At 68.7% G+C, this 25,943-nt stretch carries 19 protein-coding genes; 13 read left to right on the top strand and 6 right to left on the bottom strand.

Annotated features, from left to right (window positions below; all coding sequences use genetic code 11):
• Positions 1 to 4 precede the first annotated feature (4 nt).
• Together CDN99_RS00900 and CDN99_RS00895 are read left to right on the top strand one after the other, a co-directional pair.
• A complete protein-coding gene (locus CDN99_RS00900) occupies positions 5 to 3,193 on the top strand; it encodes an efflux RND transporter permease subunit (RefSeq protein ID WP_088382244.1) in 3,189 nt (1,062 codons plus the stop codon).
• A gap of 449 nt (positions 3,194 to 3,642) precedes the next feature.
• Positions 3,643 to 5,091 (top strand): efflux transporter outer membrane subunit, encoded by a 1,449-nt coding sequence (locus CDN99_RS00895; protein WP_158218720.1) that lies wholly within the window; start codon positions 3,643 to 3,645, stop codon positions 5,089 to 5,091.
• Positions 5,092 to 5,164: 73 nt separating this feature from the next.
• Here the strand turns inward: CDN99_RS00895 and CDN99_RS00890 are convergent, their stop codons facing one another.
• Complete coding sequence (locus tag CDN99_RS00890; protein WP_141100581.1) at positions 5,165 to 6,859, bottom strand: hypothetical protein; 1,695 nt, start codon at positions 6,857 to 6,859, stop codon at positions 5,165 to 5,167.
• A gap of 202 nt (positions 6,860 to 7,061) precedes the next feature.
• On the opposite strand from CDN99_RS00890, the gene CDN99_RS00885 reads away from it, so the two are divergent.
• The 3 genes from CDN99_RS00885 to upp all read left to right on the top strand — a co-directional run bounded on the left by CDN99_RS00885 (position 7,062) and on the right by upp (position 9,390).
• A complete protein-coding gene (locus CDN99_RS00885) occupies positions 7,062 to 7,850 on the top strand; it encodes an acetyltransferase domain-containing protein (RefSeq protein ID WP_088382241.1) in 789 nt (262 codons plus the stop codon).
• A 34-nt stretch (positions 7,851 to 7,884) separates the two neighbouring features.
• Positions 7,885 to 8,685 carry a 23S rRNA (guanosine(2251)-2'-O)-methyltransferase RlmB gene (gene rlmB, locus CDN99_RS00880; RefSeq protein ID WP_088382240.1) on the top strand — a complete coding sequence of 267 codons (801 nt, stop codon included), beginning with the start codon at positions 7,885 to 7,887 and terminating at the stop codon, positions 8,683 to 8,685.
• A gap of 72 nt (positions 8,686 to 8,757) precedes the next feature.
• Positions 8,758 to 9,390 (top strand): uracil phosphoribosyltransferase, encoded by a 633-nt coding sequence (gene upp, locus CDN99_RS00875; protein WP_088382239.1) that lies wholly within the window; start codon positions 8,758 to 8,760, stop codon positions 9,388 to 9,390.
• A 30-nt stretch (positions 9,391 to 9,420) separates the two neighbouring features.
• Here the strand turns inward: upp and CDN99_RS00870 are convergent, their stop codons facing one another.
• Genes CDN99_RS00870 through CDN99_RS00860 form a run of 3 tightly spaced genes read right to left on the bottom strand, consistent with a single transcriptional unit; the run spans position 9,421 to position 11,656 of the window.
• Positions 9,421 to 9,993, bottom strand: coding sequence for a chromate transporter (locus tag CDN99_RS00870; protein ID WP_088382238.1), 573 nt, complete (start codon positions 9,991 to 9,993; stop codon positions 9,421 to 9,423).
• Positions 9,990 to 10,652 (bottom strand): chromate transporter, encoded by a 663-nt coding sequence (locus tag CDN99_RS00865; protein WP_238139304.1) that lies wholly within the window; start codon positions 10,650 to 10,652, stop codon positions 9,990 to 9,992. The genes CDN99_RS00870 and CDN99_RS00865 overlap by 4 nt, the downstream gene beginning before the upstream one ends.
• Positions 10,649 to 11,656, bottom strand: coding sequence for a D-2-hydroxyacid dehydrogenase family protein (locus CDN99_RS00860; protein WP_088382237.1), 1,008 nt, complete (start codon positions 11,654 to 11,656; stop codon positions 10,649 to 10,651). The genes CDN99_RS00865 and CDN99_RS00860 overlap by 4 nt, the downstream gene beginning before the upstream one ends.
• A gap of 167 nt (positions 11,657 to 11,823) precedes the next feature.
• Between CDN99_RS00860 and CDN99_RS00855 the strand changes: the two genes are divergently transcribed.
• Positions 11,824 to 12,327, top strand: a complete 504-nt coding sequence (locus CDN99_RS00855; protein ID WP_310732457.1) for a DUF1993 domain-containing protein — start codon at positions 11,824 to 11,826, stop codon at positions 12,325 to 12,327.
• Between the two features lie 12 nt (positions 12,328 to 12,339).
• On the opposite strand, the gene CDN99_RS00850 is transcribed toward CDN99_RS00855, so the two are convergent.
• On the bottom strand, positions 12,340 to 12,876 hold the full coding sequence (locus CDN99_RS00850) for a hypothetical protein (protein ID WP_088382235.1): 537 nt from the start codon (positions 12,874 to 12,876) through the stop codon (positions 12,340 to 12,342).
• A 462-nt stretch (positions 12,877 to 13,338) separates the two neighbouring features.
• Here CDN99_RS00850 and CDN99_RS00845 point away from each other — a divergent pair, with 462 nt between their 5' ends.
• The 4 genes from CDN99_RS00845 (at position 13,339) to CDN99_RS00830 (ending at position 20,389) form a co-directional block, all read left to right on the top strand.
• Positions 13,339 to 15,222, top strand: a complete 1,884-nt coding sequence (locus CDN99_RS00845) for an O-linked N-acetylglucosamine transferase, SPINDLY family protein (RefSeq protein WP_238139303.1) — start codon at positions 13,339 to 13,341, stop codon at positions 15,220 to 15,222.
• 18 nt (positions 15,223 to 15,240) lie between these two features.
• Positions 15,241 to 17,628 (top strand): type I secretion system permease/ATPase, encoded by a 2,388-nt coding sequence (locus tag CDN99_RS00840; RefSeq protein ID WP_088382233.1) that lies wholly within the window; start codon positions 15,241 to 15,243, stop codon positions 17,626 to 17,628.
• Between the two features lie 18 nt (positions 17,629 to 17,646).
• A complete protein-coding gene (locus CDN99_RS00835) occupies positions 17,647 to 18,855 on the top strand; it encodes an HlyD family type I secretion periplasmic adaptor subunit (RefSeq protein WP_088382232.1) in 1,209 nt (402 codons plus the stop codon).
• 130 nt (positions 18,856 to 18,985) lie between these two features.
• Positions 18,986 to 20,389, top strand: a complete 1,404-nt coding sequence (locus CDN99_RS00830) for a TolC family protein (protein WP_088382231.1) — start codon at positions 18,986 to 18,988, stop codon at positions 20,387 to 20,389.
• Between the two features lie 538 nt (positions 20,390 to 20,927).
• Here CDN99_RS00830 and CDN99_RS00825 read toward each other — a convergent pair.
• On the bottom strand, positions 20,928 to 21,881 hold the full coding sequence (locus CDN99_RS00825) for a PEP-CTERM sorting domain-containing protein (RefSeq protein ID WP_088382230.1): 954 nt from the start codon (positions 21,879 to 21,881) through the stop codon (positions 20,928 to 20,930).
• A 406-nt stretch (positions 21,882 to 22,287) separates the two neighbouring features.
• Here CDN99_RS00825 and CDN99_RS00820 point away from each other — a divergent pair, with 406 nt between their 5' ends.
• The 3 genes from CDN99_RS00820 (at position 22,288) to CDN99_RS00810 (ending at position 25,942) form a co-directional block, all read left to right on the top strand.
• Entirely contained in the window at positions 22,288 to 23,307 is a 1,020-nt protein-coding gene (locus CDN99_RS00820) for a ThiF family adenylyltransferase (RefSeq protein ID WP_238139302.1), read from the top strand.
• 288 nt (positions 23,308 to 23,595) lie between these two features.
• Complete coding sequence (locus tag CDN99_RS00815) at positions 23,596 to 24,216, top strand: XrtA/PEP-CTERM system exopolysaccharide export protein (RefSeq protein WP_375134371.1); 621 nt, start codon at positions 23,596 to 23,598, stop codon at positions 24,214 to 24,216.
• Positions 24,217 to 24,349: 133 nt separating this feature from the next.
• Complete coding sequence (locus tag CDN99_RS00810; protein ID WP_088382227.1) at positions 24,350 to 25,942, top strand: XrtA system polysaccharide chain length determinant; 1,593 nt, start codon at positions 24,350 to 24,352, stop codon at positions 25,940 to 25,942.
• The last annotated feature ends 1 nt before the right edge of the window (position 25,943 follow it).

The following is a 25,943-nucleotide window of genomic DNA, read 5'->3' as shown; positions in this document are numbered from 1 at the left end:
CACCATGGCCTCCTTCTTCATCGACCGACCCATCTTCGCGTGGGTCATCGCGATCGTGATCATGCTGGCCGGCGCCGCCGCCGTGCACATGCTGCCGCTGGAGCGGTATCCCGACATCGCGCCGACGCGGATCTCGATCAACACCAGCTATCCCGGCGCGTCCGCCAAGGCGATCGAGGACTCGGTCACGCAGGTCATCGAGCAGAACCTCAAGGGCATCGACGGCCTGTTCTCGATCGAGTCCACCAGCAACGCCTCCGGCGGCGCCGGCACGGTGCTGAGCTTCGTCGCCGGGACCGATCCGGACCTGGCGCAGATGCAGGTCCAGAACAAGGTCTCGCAGTCGCTGTCGCGGCTGCCACAGGCGGTGCAGGCGCAGGGCGTGCGCGTCACCAAGGCCGGCACCGAGAACCTGATGGTGGTGATGCTGACCAGCGACAACCCGTCGGTGACGTCCGCGGACCTGGGGGACTACCTGTCCAGCACGCTGGTGGACATCATCAGCCGCATCGAGGGCGTGGGCGACATCAACGTCTTCGGTTCCGGCTATGCGATGCGGGTGTGGCTGGACGCCGCGCAGCTGCAGCGTTACGCGCTCGTGCCCGGCGACATCCGCGCCGCGCTGCTGGCGCAGAACACCGAGGTCTCGGCCGGCCAGCTCGGCGCGCAGCCCGCGCCCGAGGGCCAGCGCCTGACGGCCATCATCACGGCGCGCGCCAAGCTGCAGACGGCGGAGCAGTTCCGCGCCATCGTGCTGCGCGTGCAGCCGGACGGCTCCGCGCTGCGCCTGGGCGACGTGGCCCGCGTCGAGCTGGGCCGCGACAGCTACACCACCAACGTCAAGAGCACCGGGCAGACCGCCGCCGGCATGGCCATCCTGCCGGCCAGCGGCGCCAACGCGCTCAAGACCGCCGAGCTGGTGAAGGCCAAGCTGGCCGAGCTGGCGCCGTTCTTCCCGCACGGGATGAAGATCACCACGACCTACGACACGACGCCGTTCATCAGCGTGTCCATCGAGGGCGTCGTGCACACGCTGATCGAGGCGATGGTGCTGGTGGTGGCCATCATGTACCTGTTCATGCAGAACCTGCGCGCGACGCTGATCCCGGCGATCGCGGTGCCGGTGGTGCTGCTGGGGACCTTCGGGGTGCTGGCGGTGGCGGGTTATTCGATCAACTCGCTGACGATGTTCGGGCTGGTGCTCGCGATCGGCCTGCTGGTGGACGACGCGATCGTGGTGGTCGAGAACGTCGAGCGCCTGATGCGCGAGGAGGGCCTGAGCCCCCGCGACGCGACCCGCGCCAGCATGAAGGAGATCAGCGGCGCGCTGGTGGGCATCGCGGTCGTGCTGTCGGCGGTGTTCATTCCGATGGCCTTCTTCGGCGGGTCGACCGGCATCATCTATCGGCAGTTCTCCATCACCGTGGTCAGCGCGATGGTGCTGTCGGTGCTGGTGGCGATGAGCCTGTCGCCCGCGCTGTGCGCGACGCTGCTCAAGCCCGTCCATCAGGGCGAGCACGCGGCTCACGGTGGCCCCTTCGGCAAGCAGCTGGACTGGTTCTTCGGCGGCTTCAACCGCCTCTTCGACCGCTTCACCGAGCGCTACGTCGGCCGCGTGCGATGGCTGACGGCGCGCGGCGTGCGCAGCTTCATGGTCTACCTGCTGCTGATCGCCGGCATGGCGTTGCTGTACCGCAGCCTGCCGACGTCGTTCCTGCCGGACGAGGACCAGGGCAGCCTGCAGATCCAGGTGCGCATGGCGCCGGGCGCCACGGCGGAACGCATGGAAGCGGTGGCGCAGAGCATGGAGGCCTACCTGGCCGACCAGAAGGAAGTGCTGTTCTACAACCTCGTGCGCGGCGCCAACGGCGATCAGGGCTCGGGGCAGGGCTTCATCCGCCTGATGGACTGGAAGGACAGGCCGGATCGCAACCAGAGCGCGGGCGCGCTGGCCGAGCGCTTCAGCCGCGAGCTGGGCAAGCGGGTGCGCGACGCCAACATCTTCATCGTGCAGCCGCCGACGGTGCGCGGGCTGGGCGGCAGCTCGGGCATCCAGCTGTTCCTGCAGGATCTGGGCGGCGTCGGCCCCGAGGCGCTGGCCGCCGCGCGCGACCGGCTGATCGACGAGGCCAACCGGCGCCCCGAGCTGAGCCGCGCCCGCATCAACAGCCTGGCCGAGACGCCGCAACTGCAGATCGACATCGACGATCACAAGGCGGGGACGCTGGGCGTGTCGACGACGACGATCAACGACACGCTGTCGATCGCGCTGGGCAGCGCCTACGTCAACGACTTCCTCGACCGGGGCCGCGTCAAGCGGGTGCTGGTGCAGGGCGAGGGCGCCTATCGCGCCGACCCCGACGCGCTGCGCTACTGGTACGTGCGCAATGCCAGCGGCGCGATGGTGTCGTTCAACGCCTTCGCTACGGCGAAGTGGCAGAACGGGCCGCGTCAGCTGGTGCGCTACAACGGCAGCGCCGCCTATGAGATCCAGGCCGAGGTGGCGCCGGGCGTGAGCTCAGGCGCGGCCATGGCGGCGATGGAATCGATCCTGCGCGAGATGCCGCCCGGCGTCGGCTTCGAGTGGTCGGGGCGCAGCTATCAGGAGCGGCTGTCGGGGGATCAGGCGCCGCTGCTGTATGCGGTGTCGGTGCTGTTCATCTTCCTGTGCCTGGCCGCCCTTTATGAAAGCTGGTCGGTGCCGTTCAGCGTCATGCTGGTCGTGCCGCTGGGCATCATCGGCGCGCTGGCGGCCAGCCATCTCGGCGGGCAGTTGAACGACGTGTTCTTCCAGGTGGGTTTGTTGACGACGGTCGGGTTGTCGGCGAAAAACGCGATCCTGATCGTGGAGTTCGCCGAGACCTTGCTGGGGCAGGGAATGAGCCTCGTCGAGGCGACGCTCAAAGCTTGCCGGCAGCGACTGCGGCCGATCCTCATGACCTCGCTGGCCTTCATGATGGGCGTGCTGCCGCTGGCTTTCTCCAGCGGCGCAGGCTCGGGATCGCAACGCGCCATCGGCGTGGGCGTGCTCGGCGGGATGGCGAGTGCGACGCTGCTCGGGATCTTCTTTGTCCCGCTGTTCTATCTGTGGGTGAAGCAGCGGTTCAGCCGGGTGGGGAAGCAGGGGGCGGCCGGTGAGGCTGCTCAGGTGCCGCCGTCTGCCGTGGATCCGAAGCCGGAGGGGCAGGCATGACTAACTCCCAACGAGCACTCCGCCCGTCAGCGAAAGCCGGGCCGGAGGCTCCTCATACGCTGACGCAAATCGTCACCCCCGGCCCGGCTTCCGCCGACTCGGCTCGGAGGACCATCCAGATTGCGGGTGCCACGATTGCGTGTTCTGCCGTGAGTGGCGCACTCCGCCCGTCAGCGGAAGCCGGGCCGGAGGCTCCTCATACGCTGACGCAAATCGCCACCCCCGGCCCGGCTTCCGCCGACTCGGCTCGGAGGACCATCCAGATTGCGGGTGCCACGATTGCCTCGTTTGCCGCGAGTGGCGCACTCCGCCCGTCAGCGGAAGCCGGGCCGGGGGCTCCTCATACGCTGACGCAAATCGTCACCCCCGGCCCGGCTTCCGCCGACTCGGCTCGGAGGACCATCCAGGCTGCGGGTGCCAGGAGTGCCAGGAGTGCCAGGAGTGCCAGGATGACGAGCGGCACGGGCCGCTTCCTGCCCGGACTGTTGCCCTTGCTGCTCGGGTTGAGCGCCTGCGGCAGCCTCGTGCCGGCGAACGATGCGCCGAAGCCGCCGATGCGCGAGGCCTTCCGGGGTGTCGCCGCCGCGGGAGGGGCGTCGAGTCCGACGAGCACCGCCTCGGGGCCAACGGCGGCGGCCGTGGATGCGGCCGCGGTCGCGGTGCATGACTGGTCCGGGTTCTTCGCGGATCCGCGTCTGAATCAGGTGGTCGGGATTGCGCTGGGCCAGAACCGCAGCCTGCGCGCAAGCGCCGCCGCGGTCGAACGCGTCCGGGCGCAGTACCGCATCGTCGCCGCCAACGATCTGCCGCAGATCGGCCTGGGCGCGTCCGCGACACGCCAGCGCACGACCGGCGCGCAGGGCGCGACGACGACCTATGGCGTCAACCTGGGTCTGGCGAGCTACGAGATCGACCTGTTCGATCGTCTCGGCAGCCTGGAGGGCGCGGCGCTGGCGCGGTTCCTCGCCCAGGAGGAAACGCAGCGCAGCACGCGGTTGAGTCTGGTCGCGGAGGTCGCGAACGCGTGGCTCGCGCTGGCCGCGGAGCGGCAGCGCCTGGCGCTGGCCCTGGAGCTGCGCGACAGCCAGCAACGCACGCTGGCGCTGGCCGAGCGCAGGTACCAGTTGGGTGCCGCGTCGGGCCTGGATCGGTCCCGTGCGCGCGCCGCCTTCGAATCCGCGCGCGGCGACGCGGCACGCATCGTCGGCACGGTGACGCAGGCCAGGTTGACGCTGGAGCTGTTGGCCGGCCAACCCCTGCCGGACGAGATGCTGCCCGGCGAGCAGGACACGACCGCCGCGACGGCGCTGCCGGAGATCCCCGCCGGTCTGCCCGCCGAGGTGCTGCTGCAGCGCCCCGATCTGCGCGCGGCGGAGCAGCGCCTGCAGGCGGCGGCGTTCGACGTCGGCGCGGCGCGCGCGGCGCGATTCCCGCGGCTGACGCTGACGGCCAGCGCGGGCACGCGCAGCCCCGAGCTGGATGGGCTGTTCAAGAGCGGCAGCGGCGTCTGGAGCCTGGTGCCGCAGATCGATCTGCCGATCTTCGACGGCGGCGCGCGGCGCGCGCAGGTCCAGGTCAGCGAGGCGACCCGGCGCGAGGCGATGGCCAGCTACGAGCTGTCATTGCAGTCGGCCTTCCGGGAGGTGGCGGATGCGCTGGCGGTGCGCGACCAGCTTGCGGAGCGGCTGGATGCGCAGCAGGCGCAAGTGGAGGCGGCGCGGCAGGCGTTCCGCCTGGCGGAGCAGAGTTATCGCCTCGGCGGGTTCAGCCAGCTGGAGCTGCTCGATGCGCAACGCCAGTTGGCGACCGCGCGGCAGGTGCTGGTGACGCTGCGGCAGACGGAGCAGGTCAATCGCGTCGAACTGCTGCGCGCGCTCGGCGGACGTTGGGGCTCTTGAGGCGGACCGGGTGATCAGGCAATGACAGGGCCGCCTCGGCACGACCGGGCGGCCCGCATTGCTCAGCGCTTGTTTACAGCTCGCCGACGAGGTCGTCGATCTGGAACGGCACGCAGATGATGTGCGTCTTCAGCGAGCTCTTGCTGAACTGCAGGACCAGCTTCACGATCTCCGAGCTCTCGTGGCAGTTGCCGCGTTCGACGCTTGCCAACCGGTTGGGCGCGGCGCTCAGCTTGGCCAGCAGGTCCACCGTGTTCTGCGACGGCACCAGAGAGTCCTTCGTGAAGTGATAGAGCTTCACCTTGGCCTCGGGGAGGTTGTACTGCTGGGTGTTGCTGGCAAGGCTGTTGGCGCCGAGATGGGCGACGAAGTCCTTGTACTTGCCGTCCTTGTAGTCCTGCAGGAAGGACGGCAGCAGCGAGCCGTCCTCGGCGAAGACCGCCTTCGGATCGAAGCGGTAGCCCTGGTAGGTCTGGAAGCTCTCCATCACGTCGCGCACGTGGCTGGGCACGAACTTCAGGTCCTCGTGCTCGGAGTAGGCGTCGCGCGCCGCGCCGCCCACGGCCAGGACGGAGGAGTGAAAGGTGCGGTGCACGTCGTACGGGCCTTCCGCGGCGGAAACCAGCCGCACGGTGCCGTCCAGCGACAGGTGTGGCAGCGGGGCGATGGACGAGAAACCGCCTTGCGAGGCGCCGACGATCCGCAGGTCGCGGCCCAGCTGCGCGCGGTGTTGCTGGAGGAAGTACTCGCGGACGGCCCGCAGCATGTCCTGCGTCTGCGCGGCCGTGTCCTTGGCCATCAGGTAGGCCTGGGGCGACTTCGCCGTGTCGCCCATGCCGATCAGGTCCGGCGCGATGTACACGTGGCCCTTGCCCGCCGCCAACAGTCCAGGCACCGTCATGATGTGGGCGCCCGAGGACGGGGCCTCGCTGTCGTTGTCGCCGGCTCCGCGCTGGCCGATCACGATGGGCAGGCCGTTGTAGTCCATGGGGGCCCCGCCGCCGTCCTGCTCCGGATAGACCAGCAGGCCGCTCAGCGTCACGGGCGCGCCGGTCGCGTCGACGCTGCGGTAGGTCAGCTTGCCGACACGCGCGGCGAAGCGGGCCTGCGGATCCGCCAGATGCGGGAGCTCTCGTTTCAGCAGTGCCTTGAGCAGGAACGCGAGCCCTTTGTTGCCTTCGGTGATGCGCTCTGCCAGCGCGTCGACCACGCCGTTGATGTCGTCCTTGCCGATGCGCGCGGATTCGGGCAGCGGCGACAGGTGGACGGGCTGGTCCTCGACCTTCGCGAGGCTGCCGCGGCGCTCCGTGCCGGTGGTGAAGAGGGAGATCGTCTTGCCGTTCTGCTTCAGGCCGTAGCCGGCCTTCTGCGCCAGCGCGTCGACCGGCTCCAGGGTCAGCGTCCCCACGAAGCCGCCTTGAGGATGCGGCCACTCGCTGGCGGCCACCACCCGGGTGGGGACGGGCGACTGGCCGCGGTCGACCAGCGCGAAGTTGTTGCAGGTGCCGGCGGTCGGCGCGGTGTAGGTCAGCGTCAGCAGCGGATCGACGAAGGCGTCGGTGACGGAGGCTTCCGGCGTCACCTTGAGGACCTGGCAGGGCGAGACTTCCGACGGTTCGATCACCGCCGCGGTTTGGGCCTTGTCGTCGCCGCCGCCGAAGCAGGCCGACAGCAGCAACGGGAGCGCGAGGGCGCCGAGACGAAGGGTGGAAGAGCGAGCGCGGGGCAGCACGCGCGACGAGGGTTCGGACAGGGAGTGCAAGGACATGTGGATTGAAAGGCGTGGACGAAACCGCGATGGTCGAATCGACGGCTTCTGCTCTCAATGACCGTCACTGGTAGTCACGCACAGGGCGCCTGACCTGGGAGTGGGGTTGTCATGACTCGTTCAAGGCGTGGCGTCGCTTGTTGTGATGTCGAACCACCACCGTCATGGGCGGGCCACCGGCCTTATGTAGACTTCCACCCCGATGAATCCGCCGGACCGACACCCCCCGTCAACGCCTGACCCCGCCGTCCGCGCCGAGGCGGCGCCCCCGCCGGAGGTCACGCCGCGCTTCGATCGCCTGGACGCGCTGCGCGGCCTGGCGATGGTCTGGATGACCGCCTTCCACTTCTGCTTCGACCTGACCTACTTCAAGGTCATCGTCGAGGACTTCTATCGCGATCCGTTCTGGACCTGGCAGCGCAGCGCCATCGTGAGCCTGTTCCTGCTGTGCGCCGGCATGGGGCAGGCGGTGGCGACGTCGCAGGGGCAGTCGGCCTATCGCTTCTGGCGCCGGTGGGGCCAGATCATGGCCTGCGCGCTGCTGGTGTCGCTGGGGTCGTGGTGGATGTTCCCGCGTTCGTTCATCAGCTTCGGCGTGCTGCACGGCATGGCGCTGATGCTGATCCTGGTGCGCTTCGGCTTCTCGCGCCTGCCGGCCGGCGCGTTGTGGGTGCTGGGGGCGGTGGCGCTGCTGCTGCCCTTCGTGGTGGCGCATCCCTTCTTCGACACCCGCACCACCAACTGGGTCGGCCTGGTGACCCACAAGCCGCTGACCGAGGACTACGTGCCGCTGCTGCCGTGGCTGGGGCCGATGCTGTGGGGCTGCGCGCTGGCGCGGACGGCCGCGGTGCGCGCCTGGCTGCAAAGGCCGTTGCGGGTGACGCTGCGACCGCTGGCGGTGCTGGGGCAGTGGTCGCTGTCGTACTACATGCTGCATCAGCCGGTGCTCATCGGCGCGCTCATGGGCGCCAGGGAAATGGGCTGGATCTGAGCGCCGCCCGCCGGAGCGGCGACAATCCGGCCCCATGAGCGCCACCCCCAAGCATTCCAAGCCCGCCGCCGGCTCCGAGCCGGCGTCCGCGTCGGGCAAGACCCAGATCCTGTTCGGCTTCCATGCCGTGACCGTGCGGCTCAAGACCGCGCCCGCCTCGGTGCACGAGGTCCTGTTCGACGCCACCCGTCGCGACCAGCGCATGCGCGGCTTCCTGGAGAAGGCCGAGGCGGCCGGCGCGCGCCTGGTCGAGAGCGACGACGACCGGCTTCAGAAGCTGTGCGGCACGACGCGCCACCAGGGCGTCGTGGCGCGGGTGAAGGCGGTGGCGCAGCAGCATTCGCTGGACGACCTGCTGGACAACGTGGAAGGCCCGCCGCTGCTGCTGGTGCTGGACGGCGTGACCGATCCGCACAACCTCGGCGCCTGCCTGCGGGTGGCCGACGGCGCGGGCGCGCACGCGGTCGTGGCGCCCAAGGACCATGCGGTCGGGCTCAACGCGACGGTGGCCAAGGTGGCCAGCGGCGCGGCGGAGACGGTGCCCTACCTGATGGTCACCAACCTGGCGCGCGCGCTCAACGAGCTCAAGGAGCGCGATATCTGGATCGTCGGCACCTCCGACCAGGCGACCAAGACGCTGTACGACCTGGACCTGTCCGGCCCGGTGGCGCTGGTGCTGGGCGCCGAGGGCGAGGGCATGCGGCAGCTCACCGGCAAGACTTGCGACGAGCTGGTCAGCATCCCGATGCAGGGCGCGGTGGAAAGCTTGAACGTGTCGGTGGCCGCGGGCGTGTGCCTGTACGAGGCGCTGCGCCAGCGCCGCGCCAAGGGCTGAGCCCGCCGCGAGATAATCGCGCCCATTCCGGCTCCGCGAGGAGCCGCTCCCACATCAGCCTGCCCCACCGCCATGCCCGTCATCGAAGTCAAACACCCCCTGGTCAAGCACAAGATCGGCTTGATGCGCGAGGGTGACATGTCCACCAAGAAGTTCCGCGAGCTGACCGGCGAGGTGGCGCGCCTGCTGGCCTACGAAGCGACGTCGGACTTCCCGCTGGAGAAGACCACGATCGACGGCTGGTGCGGCCCGGTGGAGGTCGACCAGATCGCCGGCCGCAAGGTCACCGTGGTGCCCATCCTGCGCGCCGGCATCGGCATGCTGGACGGTGTGCTGGACATGATGCCCAACGCCAAGGTTAGCGTCGTCGGCCTGGCGCGCGACCACGAGACGCTGCAGCCGGTGAACTACTTCGAGAAGTTCGTCGGCCAGCTGGACCAGCGCACCGCGCTGATCGTCGACCCGATGCTGGCCACCGCCGGCTCGATGATCGCGACGATCGATCTGCTGAAGAAGCGCGGCTGCAAGGACATCCGGGCCCTGGTGCTGGTGGCGGCGCCCGAGGGTGTCGAGGCGCTCGGCAAGGCCCATCCGGAAGTCCGCTGCTGGACCGCGGCGATCGACTCCCACCTCAACGAGCAGGGCTACATCATTCCGGGCCTGGGCGACGCCGGGGACAAGATCTTCGGGACGAAGGACGCCTGAGCATCTTCGGCGGCGATCGGGAGGCCGGGGTCAAACGACCCCCAGCGCTCCCAGCACGCCGCCGCCCAGCACCATCCACACGATGCCCAGCTTCGTGCGCATCGTCAGGAACAGCGTGGCGGCCATCAGCGCCAGCGTGGCCCAGCGGTGGCCGGGCTCGACGACATAGGGCGCGGCCAGCAGCCAGCCGGTCGCGATCATCAGCCCGAGCGTCAGCGGCGCCATGCCGACGGTGAACGAGCGCACGCCGATGTGGTCCCGGTTGGCCCGCGCCCAGCGCGTCGCGGCCACGACCAGCAAGGTCGACGGCAACATGATGCCCAGCATCGCCGCCGCGGCGCCGGCCAGCCCCGACACGTTGAAGCCCAGCACCGCGACGAACAGGATGTTGGGCCCAGGCGCGGCCTGCGCCAGCGCGATCGAGCTGGTGAATTGCGTGTCGGTGAGCCAGTGGCGCTCGGCCACCAGGTAGCGGTGCATGTCCGGCGCGGTGGTGATCGCGCCGCCGATCGACAGCAGCGACAGCATCAGGAAGTGCAGGCACAGCGCGCCCAGGTCCTGCCAGCTCAGGGCGCCCGTCAGCACGCTCAGGGAGGGGCTCATCGGCGGCTCCGCCTCAGCGCGATCAGCGCCAGCGCCATGCCCAGGCCGCCGACGCTCAGCACGATCCAGAACAGCGGCAGCTTCAGCCACACGGTCGCGCCGAACACCAGGCTCGCCAGGGCCAGGCCGGGCCAGAGGCCGACCGGGTTCTTCCTCAGCGACGGCAGCAGCTTCAGGCCGGTGGCCAGGATCAGGCCCGCCGACACGGCCCCCATGCCGCGCAGCGCGCCGGTCATCCGCGGCGAGGCCAGCCAGGTCGTGGACAGCGCCGCCAGCGTCAGCACGATGATCGCCGGCACCACCATCATTCCGGCCAGCGCGGCCATCGCGCCGCGCATGCCGAAGAAGCGGTCGCCGATCATCAGCGAGATGTTGACGATGTTCGGGCCGGGCAGCACCTGCGCGACGGCGAGGGTCTCGACGAACTCCTCGCGGGACATCCAGCCCAGGCGCTCCACCAGCTCCCGCTGCGCGACGGCCAGCACGCCGCCGAAACCCTGCAGCGCGAGGCGGTTGAAGGCCCAGAACAGCTCGCCCACGCTCTGGGGGCTGGCCGCGTCACCCGGGGCGGGAGAAGGCTCGGGAGGGGCGGGATCGGCGGGGGCGGACTCGGCGGGTGCCGGCGGGGAGGGCGGGGAGGGCGGCGGCGCCAGGCTCACCGCAGCACCTTGAGCGCATCCGGGTTGACGATGTTCGTCGGCTTGCCGGCCATGTAGCTCAGCACGTTGTCGAAGGCCGCGTCGAAGTACATCTGGTAGCTGTCCTGCTCGACATAGCCGATGTGCGGCGTGCACACGGCGTTTTCCAGGCGCAGCAGCGGATGGCCCTGCAGGATGGGTTCCGACTCGAACACGTCGACGGCGGCCATGCCGGGACGGCCGCGGTTCAGCCCGGAGACCAGCGCGCCGTCGGCGACCAGTTCTGCGCGCGAGGTGTTCACGAACAGCGAGGTCGGCTTCATCCGCGCCAGGTCCTCGGCGGTGACGATGCCGGTGGTTTCATCGGACAGGCGCAGGTGCAGGGACAGCACGTCGGCCTGCTCGAAGAAGGCCTCGCGGCTCTCCGCCGCCTGATGGCCGTCGGCCTGGGCGCGCAGGCGCGAGCCCTCACTGCCCCAGACCAGCACGTGCATCCCGAAGGCACGACCGTAGCCGGCGATGAGCTGGCCGATCTTGCCGTAGCCCCAGATGCCCAGCGTCTTGCCGCGCAGCACGATGCCCAGGCCGAAGTTGGGCGGCATCGAGCCGGACTTCAAGCCCGACTGCTGCCACACGCCGTGCTTGAGCGTCGCGATGTACTGCGGCAGGCGCCGCATCGCCGCCATGATCAGCGCCCAGGTCAGCTCGGCCGGCGCGATCGGCGAGCCGCCGCCCTCCGCCACGGCGATGCCCAGCCGGGTGCAGGCGTCCAGGTCGATGTGCTTGCCGACGCGGCCGGTCTGGGAGATCAGCTTCAGCTTGGGCAGCTTTTCCAGCAGTTGCCGGGGAAAGTGGGTCCGTTCGCGGATCGTTACCAGCACTTCGGCGTCCCGCAGCCGGACCGACAGCTGTCCGATGCCCTTGACCGTGTTGGTGAAGACCTTGGCGTTCAGCGCGTCCAGTTTGGTGGCGCAAGGCAGCTTGCGCACAGCGTCCTGGTAGTCGTCGAGGATGATGATGTTCATAGGCGTGCGGACCCCATCCTAACCGCGTCACTTGACCACGCCCAAGGCCTTCGCGAAGCCGCCGTGCAACAGATCGGAACAAGGACTAGCATCCGCCCCGCTTCGCATCCGGCGCCCCAGGAGGGCGCTTTCGGCATTCGCCAGACATCAACGACGAGGAGATCTTCATGGACATGTACGCCGTCACGGTACCGGTGTTCGACCGCATGTTGGGCAACATGCAAACCTGGGTGCGCATCGCGCGCGATCACGCCAAGGCCAAGGGCTTCGACGAGTCGGTTTACCTCACGCTGCGCCTGGTGCCCGACATGCTGCCGCTGTCGCGCCAGATCCAGATCGCCAGCGACTCCGCCAAGAGTGCGGTGGGGCGTCTGGCCGGGATGGAGGTGCCGAGCTGGCCGGATGACGAGGCCACGCTGGACGAGCTGATCGCCCGCCTGCAGAAGACGCGCGATTTCGTGACGTCGGTGTCGGCGGCGCAGATCGACGGCAGCGAGACGCGGGCGATCACCGTGCCGCGCCGGGACAAGGAACCCCACCGGTTCCAGGGCGAGGATTTCATCCGGTTCTTCGCGACCCCGAATTTCTACTTCCACGCGACCACGCTGTACGCGCTGCTGCGGCACGCCGGGGTGCCGATCGGGAAGATGGATTTCCTCGGGCGTTCCTGAGGCCGGCCAGGGTCAGCCGATGAGCCGGCGCAGCAGGCTCTTGTTCTGTTCCAGCTGACGGTTCAGGGCGACGAGGCGGGCTTCCGCCTCGGCCTGGTCGAAGCACCGGGCCACTTCCGTGTAGATGGCCGTGCGCAGGTGCCACAGGTCCTGCGGGTGGCGGCTGTGGACGATGTTGCGGAGCAGGGCGCGGACGCGCTCCTGGCCCAGCGGGTCGGCCGCGGCCTCGGCGCGGTCGGCCAGGTCGACGACGCTGGCGCGGAAGGCGCCGCGCAGTCGGGCCATGGCGCGGGCGCTGGCCAGCGGGCGGCGGCCCTCGCCGGGCCACAGGCGCATCAGGCTCTGGAAGATGGAGTCGCCGCCGCGCCGACGCGTGGGGGCGTCGTTCATCGCCGCGGCGCCGGCGCCGGCCAGTCGCGACGCGATGGGCTCGACCCAGGTCAAGGTATCGACGGCGCGGGTTTCCATGTCTTCCAGGTCCTCCAGCTCGGCGGCCTCGGCCGCGTCGACGATCTCATCCCAACGAGACAGACTCGGAATCGCCTTCATGGTGATTTCTTGGTGGCGTTGATCAACGCGCGTCCCTCGACGTCCTTCGGACTTCCTCGCGCGGCGTCCCGGCATCTGGGGGAAGGCTGGCATCGCCGGCCGCGTCGGTCGCGGCGCGCCATGCAGGCCTTCCCTCGGCCAAGATCGCGAGACGATTGTGGAATTCGCCCTATCACGACGAAGCCCCGATAAGGCGGCCGCGGGGGGCTCATATCGTGCTCAAGTTCTCGTTCCGGCGGCCGATATCGGGCTGAATGGGCCGCCGGCGGTGTCCGCGGCGTGCCCGTCGCGGGGGCTCCGTCGCGGAGCCAAGCAGCGAATTGGCGGGTCCCGGCCGTCCATTTGCCGGGATGCCCGCCGGATCACGCGGACACAATGCCGTATAGGCGGCCGAAAGGCCTGGCCGGCTCGTCCGGCCGCGCCCGCCGCGCCTCGTCGCCCCCGTGCCGAAAGCCCGACCCTATGGACATCGCCCGACCCAGCATGCAGCAACTGAGCGTTCCCGCCCCGCTGGCCCCGGAATGGGAGCAACTGCTGACCCGTGCCCGCGACGGCGCGCTGCCCTTGCCGGAACTGATGGACCGGGGCAATTTCTTCCAGGGCCAGAACCTGGGCGAGGCCGCCGCGCATCTGTACGAAATCTGGCTGACCCGCGACGACCATCCCCCGGCCGCGCGCCTGGTCGCCCTCTACAACTGGGGCACGGTGCTGGGCAACATCCAGCGCCATGAGCAGGCGGAGCAGGTCTACCTGCAGGCGCTGTCCATCAGCCCGACCTTCGCCCAGGCGCGGCTCAACCTGGGCCATCAGCTGGAGCACCTCGGCCGCGTCGACGACGCGCTGGCCGCCTGGCAGGCCGTGTACGACGGCACGCAGCCGATGGAGGCGCTGGGCGCCGACCAGACCGGGCTGCGCACCCATGCCTTCAACAATGCCGCGCGCCTGCTGGAACTGCAGCGCCGCTATGAGGAGTCGGAAGCGCTGATGGTGCGCAGCCTGACCCTGGATCCGGCGCAGAACGACGTGATGCAGCATTACGTCCACATCCGCCAGAAGCAGTGCAAGTGGCCGGTGTACCAGCCCTTCGCCGAGGTCAGCCACAACGACCTGCTGCTGGCCACCTCGCTGCTGGCCACGCTCAGCGCCACCGACGATCCGGCGCTGCAGATGGGTGCCGCGCAGCGCTTCGTCCACGAGAAGGTGACGAAGCAGAAGGACGTGCTGTGGCGCCATCCGGCCTCCGTGGCCGCGCGCCAGCAGGGCAGGATCAAGATCGGCTACCTGTCCGGCGACCTGTGCATGCACGCGGTGGGGTTGCTCACCGCCGAGCTGTATGAGCTGCACGACCGCGAGAAATTCGAGATCCACGCCTTCGACTGGAGCCGCGACGACGGGACCGCGCTGCGCAAGCGCATCCTGATGTCCATGGACAAGGTCTGGCGCATCAACGCGATGGACGACGCCACCGCCGCCAAGGTCATCGCTCAGGCCGGCATCGACGTGCTGGTCGACCTGCAGGGCCTGACCAGCGGTGCCCGCCCCAACATCCTGGCGCACCGCCCGGCGCCGGCGCAGGTCAGCTACCTGGGCCTGCCCGCGACCTCGCTGTTGCCCGGGGTGGACTGGATCATCGCGGACCGCTTCACCATGCCGCCGGAGTACCTGCCGTACTGCAGCGAGAAGCCCATCTACCTGCCGCATTGCTACCAGGTCAGCGATCGCAAGCGCGAAGTCGGCCCCGACCCGACCCGCGCCCAGTACCAGTTGCCCGAGGACGCCTTCGTCTTCTGCTCGTTCAACAACAACCACAAGATGAACGGCGAGATGTTCGGCGCCTGGATGCGCATCCTGCAGGCGGTGCCCGGCAGCGTGCTCTGGTTGCTGGCTGACAACGAGTGGGCCAAGGCCAACCTGCGCCGCGAGGCGCGTGACGCCGGCGTCGATCCGGAGCGGCTGATCTTCGCGCCGCGCGTGGCGCCGCCGGATTACCTGGCGCGGTTCACGCTGCCGGACCTGGTGCTGGACACCTTCCCGTACAACGCCGGCACCACCGCCAGCGACTGCCTGTGGATGGGCACGCCGATCCTGACGCGCTCGGGCCGCAGCTACATCTCCCGCATGTGCGGCAGCCTGCTGACCGCCGTCGGCCTGCCGGACCTGATCACCTTCTCCCTGGACGAATATGTCCAGCGCGCCATCCAGATCGGGCAGAACCCCGGTCGCGCCAGGTCCTACAAGCGCTACCTGCGCGACCAGGGCCGCGCCAGCGCACTTTTCGACATGCCGGCCATCGTTCGTGACATCGAGCGCGAATTCGAGCAATTGGCCCTCGCCCATCGGGGCTGAACCAGACAAGATCCGATCATGGACCGGCCGCACGACCCCTTCTTCGACGGTGACCAGCGCGCCCGCCGCCCCGGCCTGCGCCTGGCCGCCGAGGACGGCCATCGCGCGCCGGGCATGCCCGACGAGCCGGTCGATCCGCTGGCCGACCTGGCGCAGCAGCCGGCCATCGACCCGCTGCTGCAATGCCTGGCCTGGCTGACCCAGCATCACGGCCGCGCGCGCTCCGCCGATTCGCTGCGCGCCGGCGCGCCGGTCGAGGGCGTGCTGAGCCCCGACCAGGGCATCCGCCTGATGCGCGAAGCCGGCTACAACGCCGGCCTGCTGCGCAAGGGCATCGACGAGATCCACCAGCTGCTGCTGCCCGCGGTGTTGCTGCTCAACGGCGGCGACGCCTGCGTGCTGGTGCGCCGCCTGGACGACGCGCCCGAGGGCGGCGCCCGCTACGAGGTCGTGTTCCCCGGGCCGGAGTCCGCCAGCTGCGTGGCGCCCGCGTCCGAGCTGGACCAGGAATACAGCGGCTTCATCCTGGCGGTCACGCCGCAGGAGAAGTCCCAGGCCAAGCCCATCAGCGGCCCCGGCGAGACACCGCTGCTGCAGCCCGACTCGCACTGGCTGTTCGGCACGCTGCGGCGCTTCATGCCCTATTACCGCTCGGCGATGCTCGCCGCGCTGCTGAGCAACGTGCTCATGATGGTGTCGGGCCTGGTGACCTCGGTCATCTACGACAAGGTCATCCCGCACCAGGCCTTCGTCACGCTGTGGACGCTGGCCGTGGGCGCCGGCCTGGCGCTGATCTTCGATCTGTTCGCCCGCCAGCTGCGCAGCCACCTGATCGACCTGGCCGGCCGCAAGACCGACCTGATCGTCGGCGCCAAGCTGTTCCGCCAGACGCTGGGCGTGCGCATGGAACACCGGCCTGCGTCCGCCGGCTCCTATGCCCATTACCTGGCCCAGGTCGAGGTCGTGCGCGACTTCTTCACCTCGGCCACGATGTCGGTGCTGACCGACCTGCCGTTCGTGGTCCTGTTCGTGGTGATGACCTTCGTCATCGGCGGCCCGCTCGGCTGGGTGCTGGTGCTGGCGATCCCGCTGATGCTGCTGATGAGCTTCGGCATCCAGGGCTACCTGCGCCGCGCGATGCGCACCAACCTGACCGAGGCGGCCGACCTGCACGGCACGCTGGTCGAGGCGCTGGAGGGCCTGGAGGACCTGAAGACCACCGGCGCCGAGGGCCGCTTCCTGCGCCGCTACGAGCACAGCACCGCCATCGTCGCCGAGTCGGCGCTGCGCGCCCGCACGATGGCCAGCTGGAGCATGAACATCTCGATGTCCATGCAGCAGATCATCAACCTGGTGATGCTGGTCTGGGGCGTCTACCTGATCCAGGAGAGCGTCATCACCGCCGGCGCGTTGATCGGCGCGGTGATGTTCGCCGGCCGCGCCACGGTGCCGCTGAACAGTCTGGTGAGCCTGGCGACGCGCTATCAAGGCGCCCGCGCGGCGATGCTGTCGCTGAACTCGGTGATGAGCGCGCCGGTCGAGCGCGACTCGACCCGCAACTACGTTCCGCTGAACCAGATCACCGGCCGCATCGGCCTGGTCGACGTCGGTTTCTCCTATCCCGCGCAGGGCGACGCCCAGTCGCCCAAGGTGCTGCGCAATGTCACGCTGCGCATCCAGCCGGGCGAGCGCGTCGCGATCCTCGGCCGCATCGGCAGCGGCAAGTCGACCGTGCTGCGCATGCTGGCCGGGCTCTACCAGCCGACCGAGGGCATGGTCGACGTCGACGGCATCGACCTGCGCCAGGTCGATCCGGCGGAGTTCCGCGGCAAGGTCGGTTTCGTGTCGCAGGAGCCGCGGCTGTTCCACGGCACGCTGCGGGACAACGTGCTGATGGGTCGCCATGTCGACGCCCAGCGGCTGGTCGAGGTGGCCAAGCTCACGGGCCTGGACCGGGTCGTCGCGGGCCATCCGATGGGCTGGGACCTGCCGGTGGGCGAGATGGGCTCGCTGCTGTCCGGTGGTCAGCGCCAGCTGGTGGCGCTGGCCCGCAGCCTGGTCACCAAGCCGCAGATCCTGTTGATGGACGAGCCCACCAGCTCGATGGACGCCCAGTCCGAGATCGCCTTCCTGCGTCAGCTGCGCGACGCCGCCGGGACCTGCACGCTGATCATGGTCACGCACCGGCCGGCGGTGCTGGAGCTGGTCTCCCGCATCGTCGTCGTCGACACCGGCCGTCTGGTGATGGACGGTCCGCGCGATCAGGTCCTCGCCGCGCTGTCGGGCGTGCGCCCCGGCGCGCCGGGCGCGCAGCCCGGCCAGCAGCCGCAAGCCGCGCCAGCCCAGGGCGCCAATCTCCATGTGCATCCCGCCGCGCAGGCGGTGAATCGCGCCGCGTCCGTCTGACGCCGACCGTCGTCCCCCATGTCACAGCAACGCACCCTCAGCCGTGAAGAAGGCCTGTTCGTCGGCAGCGTCCAGTCGGCGCTGATCGACGAGCCGCTGCCGCGCGCCGTCTGGGCGCTGTACCTGCTGGCGGCGGTGCTGCTCGTGGGCATCGTCTGGTCCTCGATCGCCACCGTCGACGAGGTCACCCGCAGCGACGGCCGCGTGGTGCCCGACGGCAAGGAGCAGGTCATCGCGAGCCTGGAATCGGGCACGCTCGGCCGGCTGCTGGTCCACGAGGGCCAGGAGGTCGAGGCGGGCCAGGCGCTCGCCGAGCTCGATCCGACCCGCGCCGAGGCCGCCGAGAACGAGAGCCAGGTCAAGCGCCTGGGCCTGATGGCGCAGGTCGCGCGGCTGCGCGCCGAGGCGCTGGGCGTGCCGCTGAAGTTCCCGGACGAGGTGCGGCAGGTGCAGCGCCTGATCGACAGCGAGACCGAGGTCTTCGATACCCGCCGCCGCGTGCTCGACGAGGCCGTCTCCAGCATCAACCGCAGCGTGGTCCTGCTGTCCAGCGAGCTCAAGCTGGCCCAGGACATGGCGTCCAAGGGCCTGATGTCCAACGTCGAGGTGATGCGCGTGACCCGCCAGGTCAACGAGCTGCAGCAGCAGCGCAACGAGCGCATCAGCCGCTTCCGCCAGGACTCCAGCACCGAGCTGTCCAAGGCGCAGACCGACCTGGCTCAGCTCGACGAGCAACTGGTGGTGCGCCGCGACGCGGTCACGCGCTCGGTGCTGAAGTCGCCGGTGCGTGGGCTGGTCAAGAACATCAAGCTCAACACCGTCGGCGGCGTCGTCGCGTCCGGCGCGCCGATCATGGAGATCGTCCCCATCGGCCCGCGCATCCTCATCGAGGCGCGCATCAAGCCCAAGGACATCGGCTACCTGCAGGTCGGCCAGAGCGTGATCGTCAAGCTCTCCGGCTATGACTTCAACGTCAACGGCGGCCTGCACGGCAAGATCGAGTACGTCAGCCCCGACGCCCTCGGGGAGACCGAGAAGAACAACGACGGCACCTACTACCGTGCCCTCGTCGCGGCCGAGCGCAACACGCTGCGCGCCAAAGGCGAGCCGCTGCCGGTCATCCCCGGCATGACCGCCTCCGTGGAGATCCGCACCGGCGAGCGCTCGGTGCTGAGCTACATCCTGCGGCCGATGCTCAAGTCGCGCGAGGCGCTGCGCGAGCGCTGAGCCAGCGTGGCCGCCGCGGTCCACGCGGCACCTCGAACAGGCCCGTCCCGCGCCGCCTTATCCACGCTTCAGTTTCCCGCCGAACTGGTCCAGTAGAGGCCATGGGAAATTGCTTGCAGTACGCGTGACCATGACCGACACGACCTCGCGCCACAGGATGCGGCGCCCCTCCATGTCCATCCTTCCGGCCCTGGCGATCACCGCGCTCGGCATCGCCGGCACGCCGGCCTGGGCGCAGGATCCACCCCCCAGCCGGTGCTCCGACGAACGGTCGCTGCCACCCGCGCAACTGTCCGCCAAGGACGTCGCGCTGCTGGAAATCGGCGATTCGGATCCGCGCACGCAGCTCCAGGAGCTCGTGCAACGGGCCCTCAACCGCAGCAAGGCCCTCGGCGCCACCCGCCTGCTCACGCAGGCCGCGGAAGCCGACTTCGAGGAGGCCAAGGCGCAGCGCATGCCCACCGTCACGCTCGGCGTCACCGGTGCGCACACCGGGACCGTGCTGCCCGGCGACGGGCCGGGCACCCGCACCAGCGGTCTCCAGGGCCGCGGCACGCTCAGCGTCACCGCGCCCATCTACGACTCCGGACGCATCACCAAACTCACCGAGTGGCGCTCCCAACTGGCCGACGCCGCGCGCTACGGCCAGTCCAGCGCGGAAGAACAGGTCGCGCTGCAGACCGTGTCGCTGGCGCTCGACCGCGGGCGCTATCAGCTTCAGGCCCAGGTCTACAGCCAGTACGTCCGCAAGATGGCTTGCCTGGTGGACGCGCTCGAGATCATCACCAAGGCCGACCGCGGACGGGCCAGCGAGCTCGTCCAGGCACAGAAGAGCCTGCAGCAGGCCGACCTGTCTTACGAGCAGACCACCTCCGCCCTGCGGCAGACCGAGGTCCGCCTCAAACGCTATGTCGGCGACGATCTGCCTCGCGGTGCGTCCATGAGCGCCGTCCTCGCCCGTCTGCCCGACCTCAATGAAATGCTCGCCGATGTCATGGCCTCGCCAGACGTCTCCCAAGCCGCCGCCACCGCTCAGGCTCAGCGCAGCTACGCAGAATCCGTGCGGGCGGGGCAGCAGCCCAGCGTCAGCTTGCTGGTCACCGGCAACACCACCGTCGGGCAGGCGCGGCAGAGCGATTGGATCGGCGGGGTCACCGTCAATATCCCCATCGTTCAACCCGGCGCGGACTCCGCGCTGACCTCGGCGCGTCGGCGCGCTCAGGCCGCCTCCCTCCAGCGCGATGAAACCATCGACGCGAAACGGTATCGCGTGCAGGAAATGTATGAGGCGGCCCAGTCGTCCCTTGATCGGTCGCGTCGGCTGGTTGATATCCTGAGGAACAGCGAACGCGTCCGCGGATTCACGCTGCAGCAGTGGCAGCAGCTCGGGCGGCGGTCACTGTTCGATGTGATGGCGGCCGAGGGGGATTACTACTCGATGCGGATCTCTCACGTGAATGCGCTGTACGACGCGCAGCAAGTCGTGGCGATTATTTGGTCGCAGGGGAGGGGAGTGGTGACACCGCTGCGGTGAGGCACCTCCTCTCCTTCGACGTCCTCGGACGTTGATCATCGCTTTCAAGCGCGCCCAGGGATCTGCGGCGCGTTTTGTCTTTGGCGTCCTTTTCTGGCTTTGACCTCTCCTCGATGCACCCCGCCGGGATTTCGCCCCGGCAGGCGACTCCCTTTTCTGGTCGCGCCCAGAAAAGGAAGCAAAAGAAGCGCTGACTCCCGGCGAGCTTGCTCGCTGACACGCGGTCCGTCGCTCGTCACTGCGCTCCGAGACTCGTCCAGCACTGCTACTGGAACCCCCACCACTCGCTGACGTCCCATCCCCTCGCTGCGAAGGCTTGCCCGCTTGCGCGGGACGCGCCGACCGAGGCAACCAGCATTTGACGGTGAACGTGGTGTCTGGGGCAGAAACGACATGCGAAGGCTTGTTCGCTTGCGCGGGATGCGCCTGCCGAGGCAACCAGCATTTGGCGGGGAACGTGGCTGTCTGGGGCAGAAACGAAAAAGCCGCCCCGAGGGGCGGCTTCTGGCAAGCGAGGCGTGAGCCTCGCTTCAACTCATTACTTGCGCAGGGCGCGGCGGCGTTGGGCGAAACCCAGGCCAGCCAGAGCCAGACCCACCAGCGCCAGGCTGCCAGGTTCCGGAACATTGATCGCCAGCGTACCGTTCAGGTCCGATTGACGAATCAGCGCGCTGCCGGTGTTCCACAGCTGCGACGCGGTCGGGATCGGAGGATCCACGTTCGTGTTCAGCACCCAGCTCACCGAGATGTTGTTCAGCAGCCAGTTGCTGTACAGCGAACCCAGGCCGTCGCCAGAGTTGAAGAAGTTCTGAACGAAGGTGTCGCCACCGTTGGTGCTGTAGTCGACGTAGCCCGAAACATTCAGGTTGGTCAGCTGGATGTCAGAGCCCGTCACGATCAGGCGCAGGACTTCCTTGCCGGTGTTGGGGTCGGACGCGCCACCCTGATAGATCAGGCTGAAGATGCCGCCGGTGTACTGGACATAGTCCGACACGCCGTCGCCGTCACGGTCCACGGTCTTGCCGACGATCTGGTACGAGTAGGTCAGACCCCACGCGCCACCCACGCCGCCGACGTTGCCGAAGCCGTACTGCGGGAAGCTCGCGCCGCCCGTGAAGCCGTTCAGGTCCGTGGACGACGGGTTGTTCAGCGAGTCGATGTTGTTCTGCGACGGGAAGTTCGGGTAGTTGAACGACGCCGTGCCGCCGGACAGCGTGGTGTGCGTGCCAGCGCTGAAGCCGTAGAAATTCATCACCGACGGGATGTTGGTGTCGATCACCGTGGTGCCAGGCGTCGCCGGCGAGCCCAGGTAGATCGAGGTCGCCAACGTGCCGGTGTAACCCAGCGTGGTGAAGTTGGCCGTGCGGGTCGAGCCGTTCGGGTCCGCCGCGAAATCGGCGCCGGTGTCGATGTACAGCGGGGCTGCCATCGCCGGAATCGCCGCAGCCGTCAGCGCCAGGGCTGCCAGTGCGAGCTTTGCTTGCTTGATCATGTGTCTCTCCTTGAGGATGCGTCTTGCCAGATGCACATTCGGAAGCGGCACTTGCCAGCTCCTTGGCCGATATCAAAGCAGAGACCGTGCCAGTACCTCGTCGCCTTTTGAAATCAACGACTTAACATTCCGACCCGGGAATCCTGGACGCTCGTTGTCAAGTTTCTCGACAGGCCGGCCGACCCGTTCGCGCCACCGCGGCTTCACCAGGACGACATCAGGAGCCATCGTGGGTCGCCTCCAAAGGCCATTCGCGCCCGGGTGCGGTGCCCCATGCGCCGCCCACGCCGTGCTTTTCGGGCGATCGCTCGCGGGGGTGCAGGCGCATACTCGCCGCAGCGCATGCCCTGTGATGTTGCCGCGAGGCCGCGCCGACCCCATCGAATCGAGATCCCGGGAGACCACCATGACCAGCGCTTTGGGCCCCTCCGGCGCGCCTGTCGCCGCACCGCTTGCCGCCACCGACGCCGCTCCGGCCGGTGCTCCCCCTGGTGATGTTTCCGGCAATTCCATCGGAAATGTGAACCACGCCACCGCGCGAAATGCGGCCATGCCCGCCGCGCCCGGTTTCGTCTTCGATTACGACCGCGCCTTTTCTCGCAATATCGGCTGGGTCACCAAGGACGAGCAGCAGCGCCTGCGCAGAGCCCGCGTCGCGATCGCCGGGCTGGGCGGTGTCGGCGGCGCGCATGCGATCGCGATGGCCCGTTTGGGGGTCGCCAACTTCAATATTGCGGATTTCGATGAATTCGACGTCCACAACATGAATCGCCAGGCCGCCGCATTCATGTCGTCGATGGGGCGCCCCAAGATCGAGGTCGTCGCCGAAATGGTCCGCGACATCAATCCCGAAAGCGATGTCCGTCTTTTCAGGGACGGCGTCACGGACGCCAACCTCGATGAATTCCTGAAGGGCGTCGACGTGTATGTCGACAGCCTCGATTTCTTCGTGCTGGAGGTCCGCCGCAAGGTGTTTCGCCGTTGCCGCGAGCTGGGCATTCCGGCGATGACCGCCGCCCCTCTGGGAATGGGCACCGCGTTCCTCTACTTCAGCCCCACCGGCATGAGTTTCGAGGACTATTTCAAGGTCGAGGGTCTGGCCCACGACGACCAATATGCGCGCTTCATCGCCGGGGTTTCGCCCGCGATGCTCAGCCGCCAATATCTGGTGGCCCCCGAGGCGGTCAATTTCAAGGAGCGACGCGGTCCTTCCACCGGCATGGCCTGCGAGTTGTGCGCCGGCCTCATGGGTACCAACGTATTGAAGCTGCTGCTGAATCGCGGCCCGCTCCGCGCCGCGCCCTGGGGTATGCACTTCGATGCCTATCGCGGCGTGCTCAAGCACACCTGGCGTCCTTGGGGAAATGCCCATCCGCTGCAGCGGCTGCTTGTGGCTTTCATCAAGCCGGTGCTCAAGGGATCCTGAATCCGGCCGAAAACGAGCGGGGATGGCCACGCTTCGCAGGGTTATGAAGCAGTTATGCGCGGGGCGCTGGCCGGGTTTTGCGGGGAGTGGAGCCTCGGGGTTTCCCTGGGGTGCCGATAGGGCTTCCAGGAACTGTCGTAACCGGGTACGTTCGGCGATTCGCCGCTAGCACGGAATTCCGTCACGTCAGAGGGGGGGTGCCCTCGGTCCGGGGGGTTCCACGCCGCGCGGTGCTGAGGTGCAATCCCGCTAGCTTCCAGAGGGGTGGACATGTTGAAGAAGACTGGATTGAAGATCGCTTCCGTCAAGGCCTGCGTGGCCACGCTGGTGACCGCCACGCTGGCGCTCAGCGGCTGCTCGACCACCGGCAATCTGCCGCCCGCGCCGAGCGCCGCCTCCCAGGGCGATTACAGCTATGTCGTCGGTGCTGGCGACAACCTGAACATCATCGTGTGGCGCAACCCGGAGCTGTCGCTGACGGTGCCGGTCCGCCCCGACGGCAAGATCGCCGCGCCGCTGATCGACGAGTTGCCCGTGCAGGGCAAGAACTCGGTCGAGATCGCCCGCGACATCGAGAAGCAGCTCGGCAAGTACGTGCGTGATCCGGTCGTGACCGTGATCGTCACCAGCTTCGTCGGGCCGTACAGCGAGCAGATCCGCGTCGTCGGCGAAGCCGCCAAGCCGCAGTTCCTGCCCTACAAGCAAAAGATGACGCTGCTGGACGTGATGATCGCCGTCGGCGGTCTGACCGATTTCGCGTCCGGCAACTCCGCCACCATCCTGCGCACCGCCGAGGGCAACAAACAGTACTCGGTGCGCCTGAAGGACCTGATCCGCCGCGGCGACGTGTCCGCCAACGTCGAGATGCGTCCCGGCGACATCCTGATCATTCCGCAGAGCTTCTTCTGACCGGACCCGGTCGGCCGCATCCCGGCGCCCAGCCGGGGTCGGCCACGCGTCCGCATCCGCAGCAGTCAACCGTAGTAACGGCTCGCCCGCGCGGGCCATGCCGGCATGAGGCCGGCTGAAGAGAGATCGCCGCATGGATTCCCTCATCGCGCAATTGATGGCCGTCTTCAAGCGCATGTGGCGCTACCGCTGGCCCGGGCTGATCGCCGCCTGGGTGGTCGGCGTCGTCGCGGCCGTGGTCGTGTTCGTCGTCCCCGACCGCTTCGAGGCCAGCGCGCGCGTCTACGTGGACACCCAGTCCATCCTCAAGCCGCTGATGTCCGGCGTGGCGGTGCTCTCCAACACCGAGCAGCAGGTCAACATGCTCAGCCGCACGCTGATCAGCCGGCCCAACGTCGAGAAGCTGGTCCGCATGGCCGACCTGGACCTGCGCGCCACCAGCAAGTCCGACCAGGAAGCGCTGATCGAGCGCGTGACCCGCAACCTGTCCATCCAGACGGCCAGCGGCGGCAGCAACAACCTCTACATCCTGTCGTACCGCGACTCGTCGCCGGAGATCTCCAAGAAGGTCGTCGCCTCGCTGCTGTCGATCTTCATGGAGTCCAGCCTGGGCACCAGCCGCCGCGACAGCACGACCGCCGCGACCTTCCTGAACGAGCAGATCAAGAACTACGAGACCAAGCTGGAGGAAGCCGAGGCGCGCCGCAAGGAGTTCCGCCTGCGCAACCTGCAGCTGACCGCCGCCGACGGTAAGGACTCGGCCGCGCGCCTGGCCGAGGCCAGCAACCAGCTCGAAGCCGCCCGCCTGCAACTGCGCGAGGCCGTCAGCGCCCGCGACTCCGCTCGCTCGCTGCTGGACATCGAGCAAAAGCGCAGCGCCACCGGCGGCAGCCTGGCCAGCCTGATGCAGGAAAGCGCCCAGAAGTTCGCGACGCCGGAGCTGGACAACCGCATCAGCGAGCTCAAGCGCAACCTGGACCAACTGCAGCAGCGCTACACCGACCAGCATCCCGACGTGCTCAACACCAAGCGCCAGATCAAGGACCTGGAAGACCAGCGCCGCAAGGAAGTCGCCGACCTGCAAAAGGCCGCGCTGGCATCGCCCGCCGCGGCCGGCGGCCGCAACGACAGCCTGGCCAACCAGGAGCTGGCCCGCACGCTGGCGACCAAGGAGGTCGAGGTCGCCCAGGCACGGGCCCGCGTCGACGAGTTCTCGTCCCGCTACAACTCGGCGCAAGGCGCGATCAAGCTGGCGCCGCAGCTGGAGGCCGAGTTCGCGCAGTTGAATCGCGACTACGACATCATCAAGAAGAACTACACCGAGATGGTCGAGCGCCGCGAGTCGGCCTCGCTGTCGACCGATCTGGACAACACCTCCGGCGTGGCCGATTTCCGCATCATCGATCCGCCGCGCGCCTCGCCCAAGCCGGTCGCGCCGAATCGCCTGATGCTGCTGGCCGGCGGCATGGTCGTGGCGCTGCTGGCCGGCCTGGTGGCCGCCTTCGCCGCGAGCCAGGTGCGCCCGGTGTTCCATGACCTGAACGAACTGCGCCATCGCCTGGAGCTGCCCATCCTGGGCGCCGTCTCCCGCCAGGAGACGTCGGAGGACCGGCGCCGCGCGAAGGTGGACCTGCTGCGCTTCGGCGTGGCGTCCGGCAGCCTGGTGAGCCTGTATGCGCTGGGATTGATCGGCATGGCGATCTGGCTGAGCCGCCAAGGGGGTTGAC

Origin of the sequence: Roseateles aquatilis, from assembly GCF_002205645.1 — a bacterium.
GTDB lineage: Bacteria > Pseudomonadota > Gammaproteobacteria > Burkholderiales > Burkholderiaceae_C > Roseateles > Roseateles aquatilis.
Note: the sequence above shows the minus strand (reverse complement) of the source record. Positions and strands in the feature narration are given on the sequence as shown.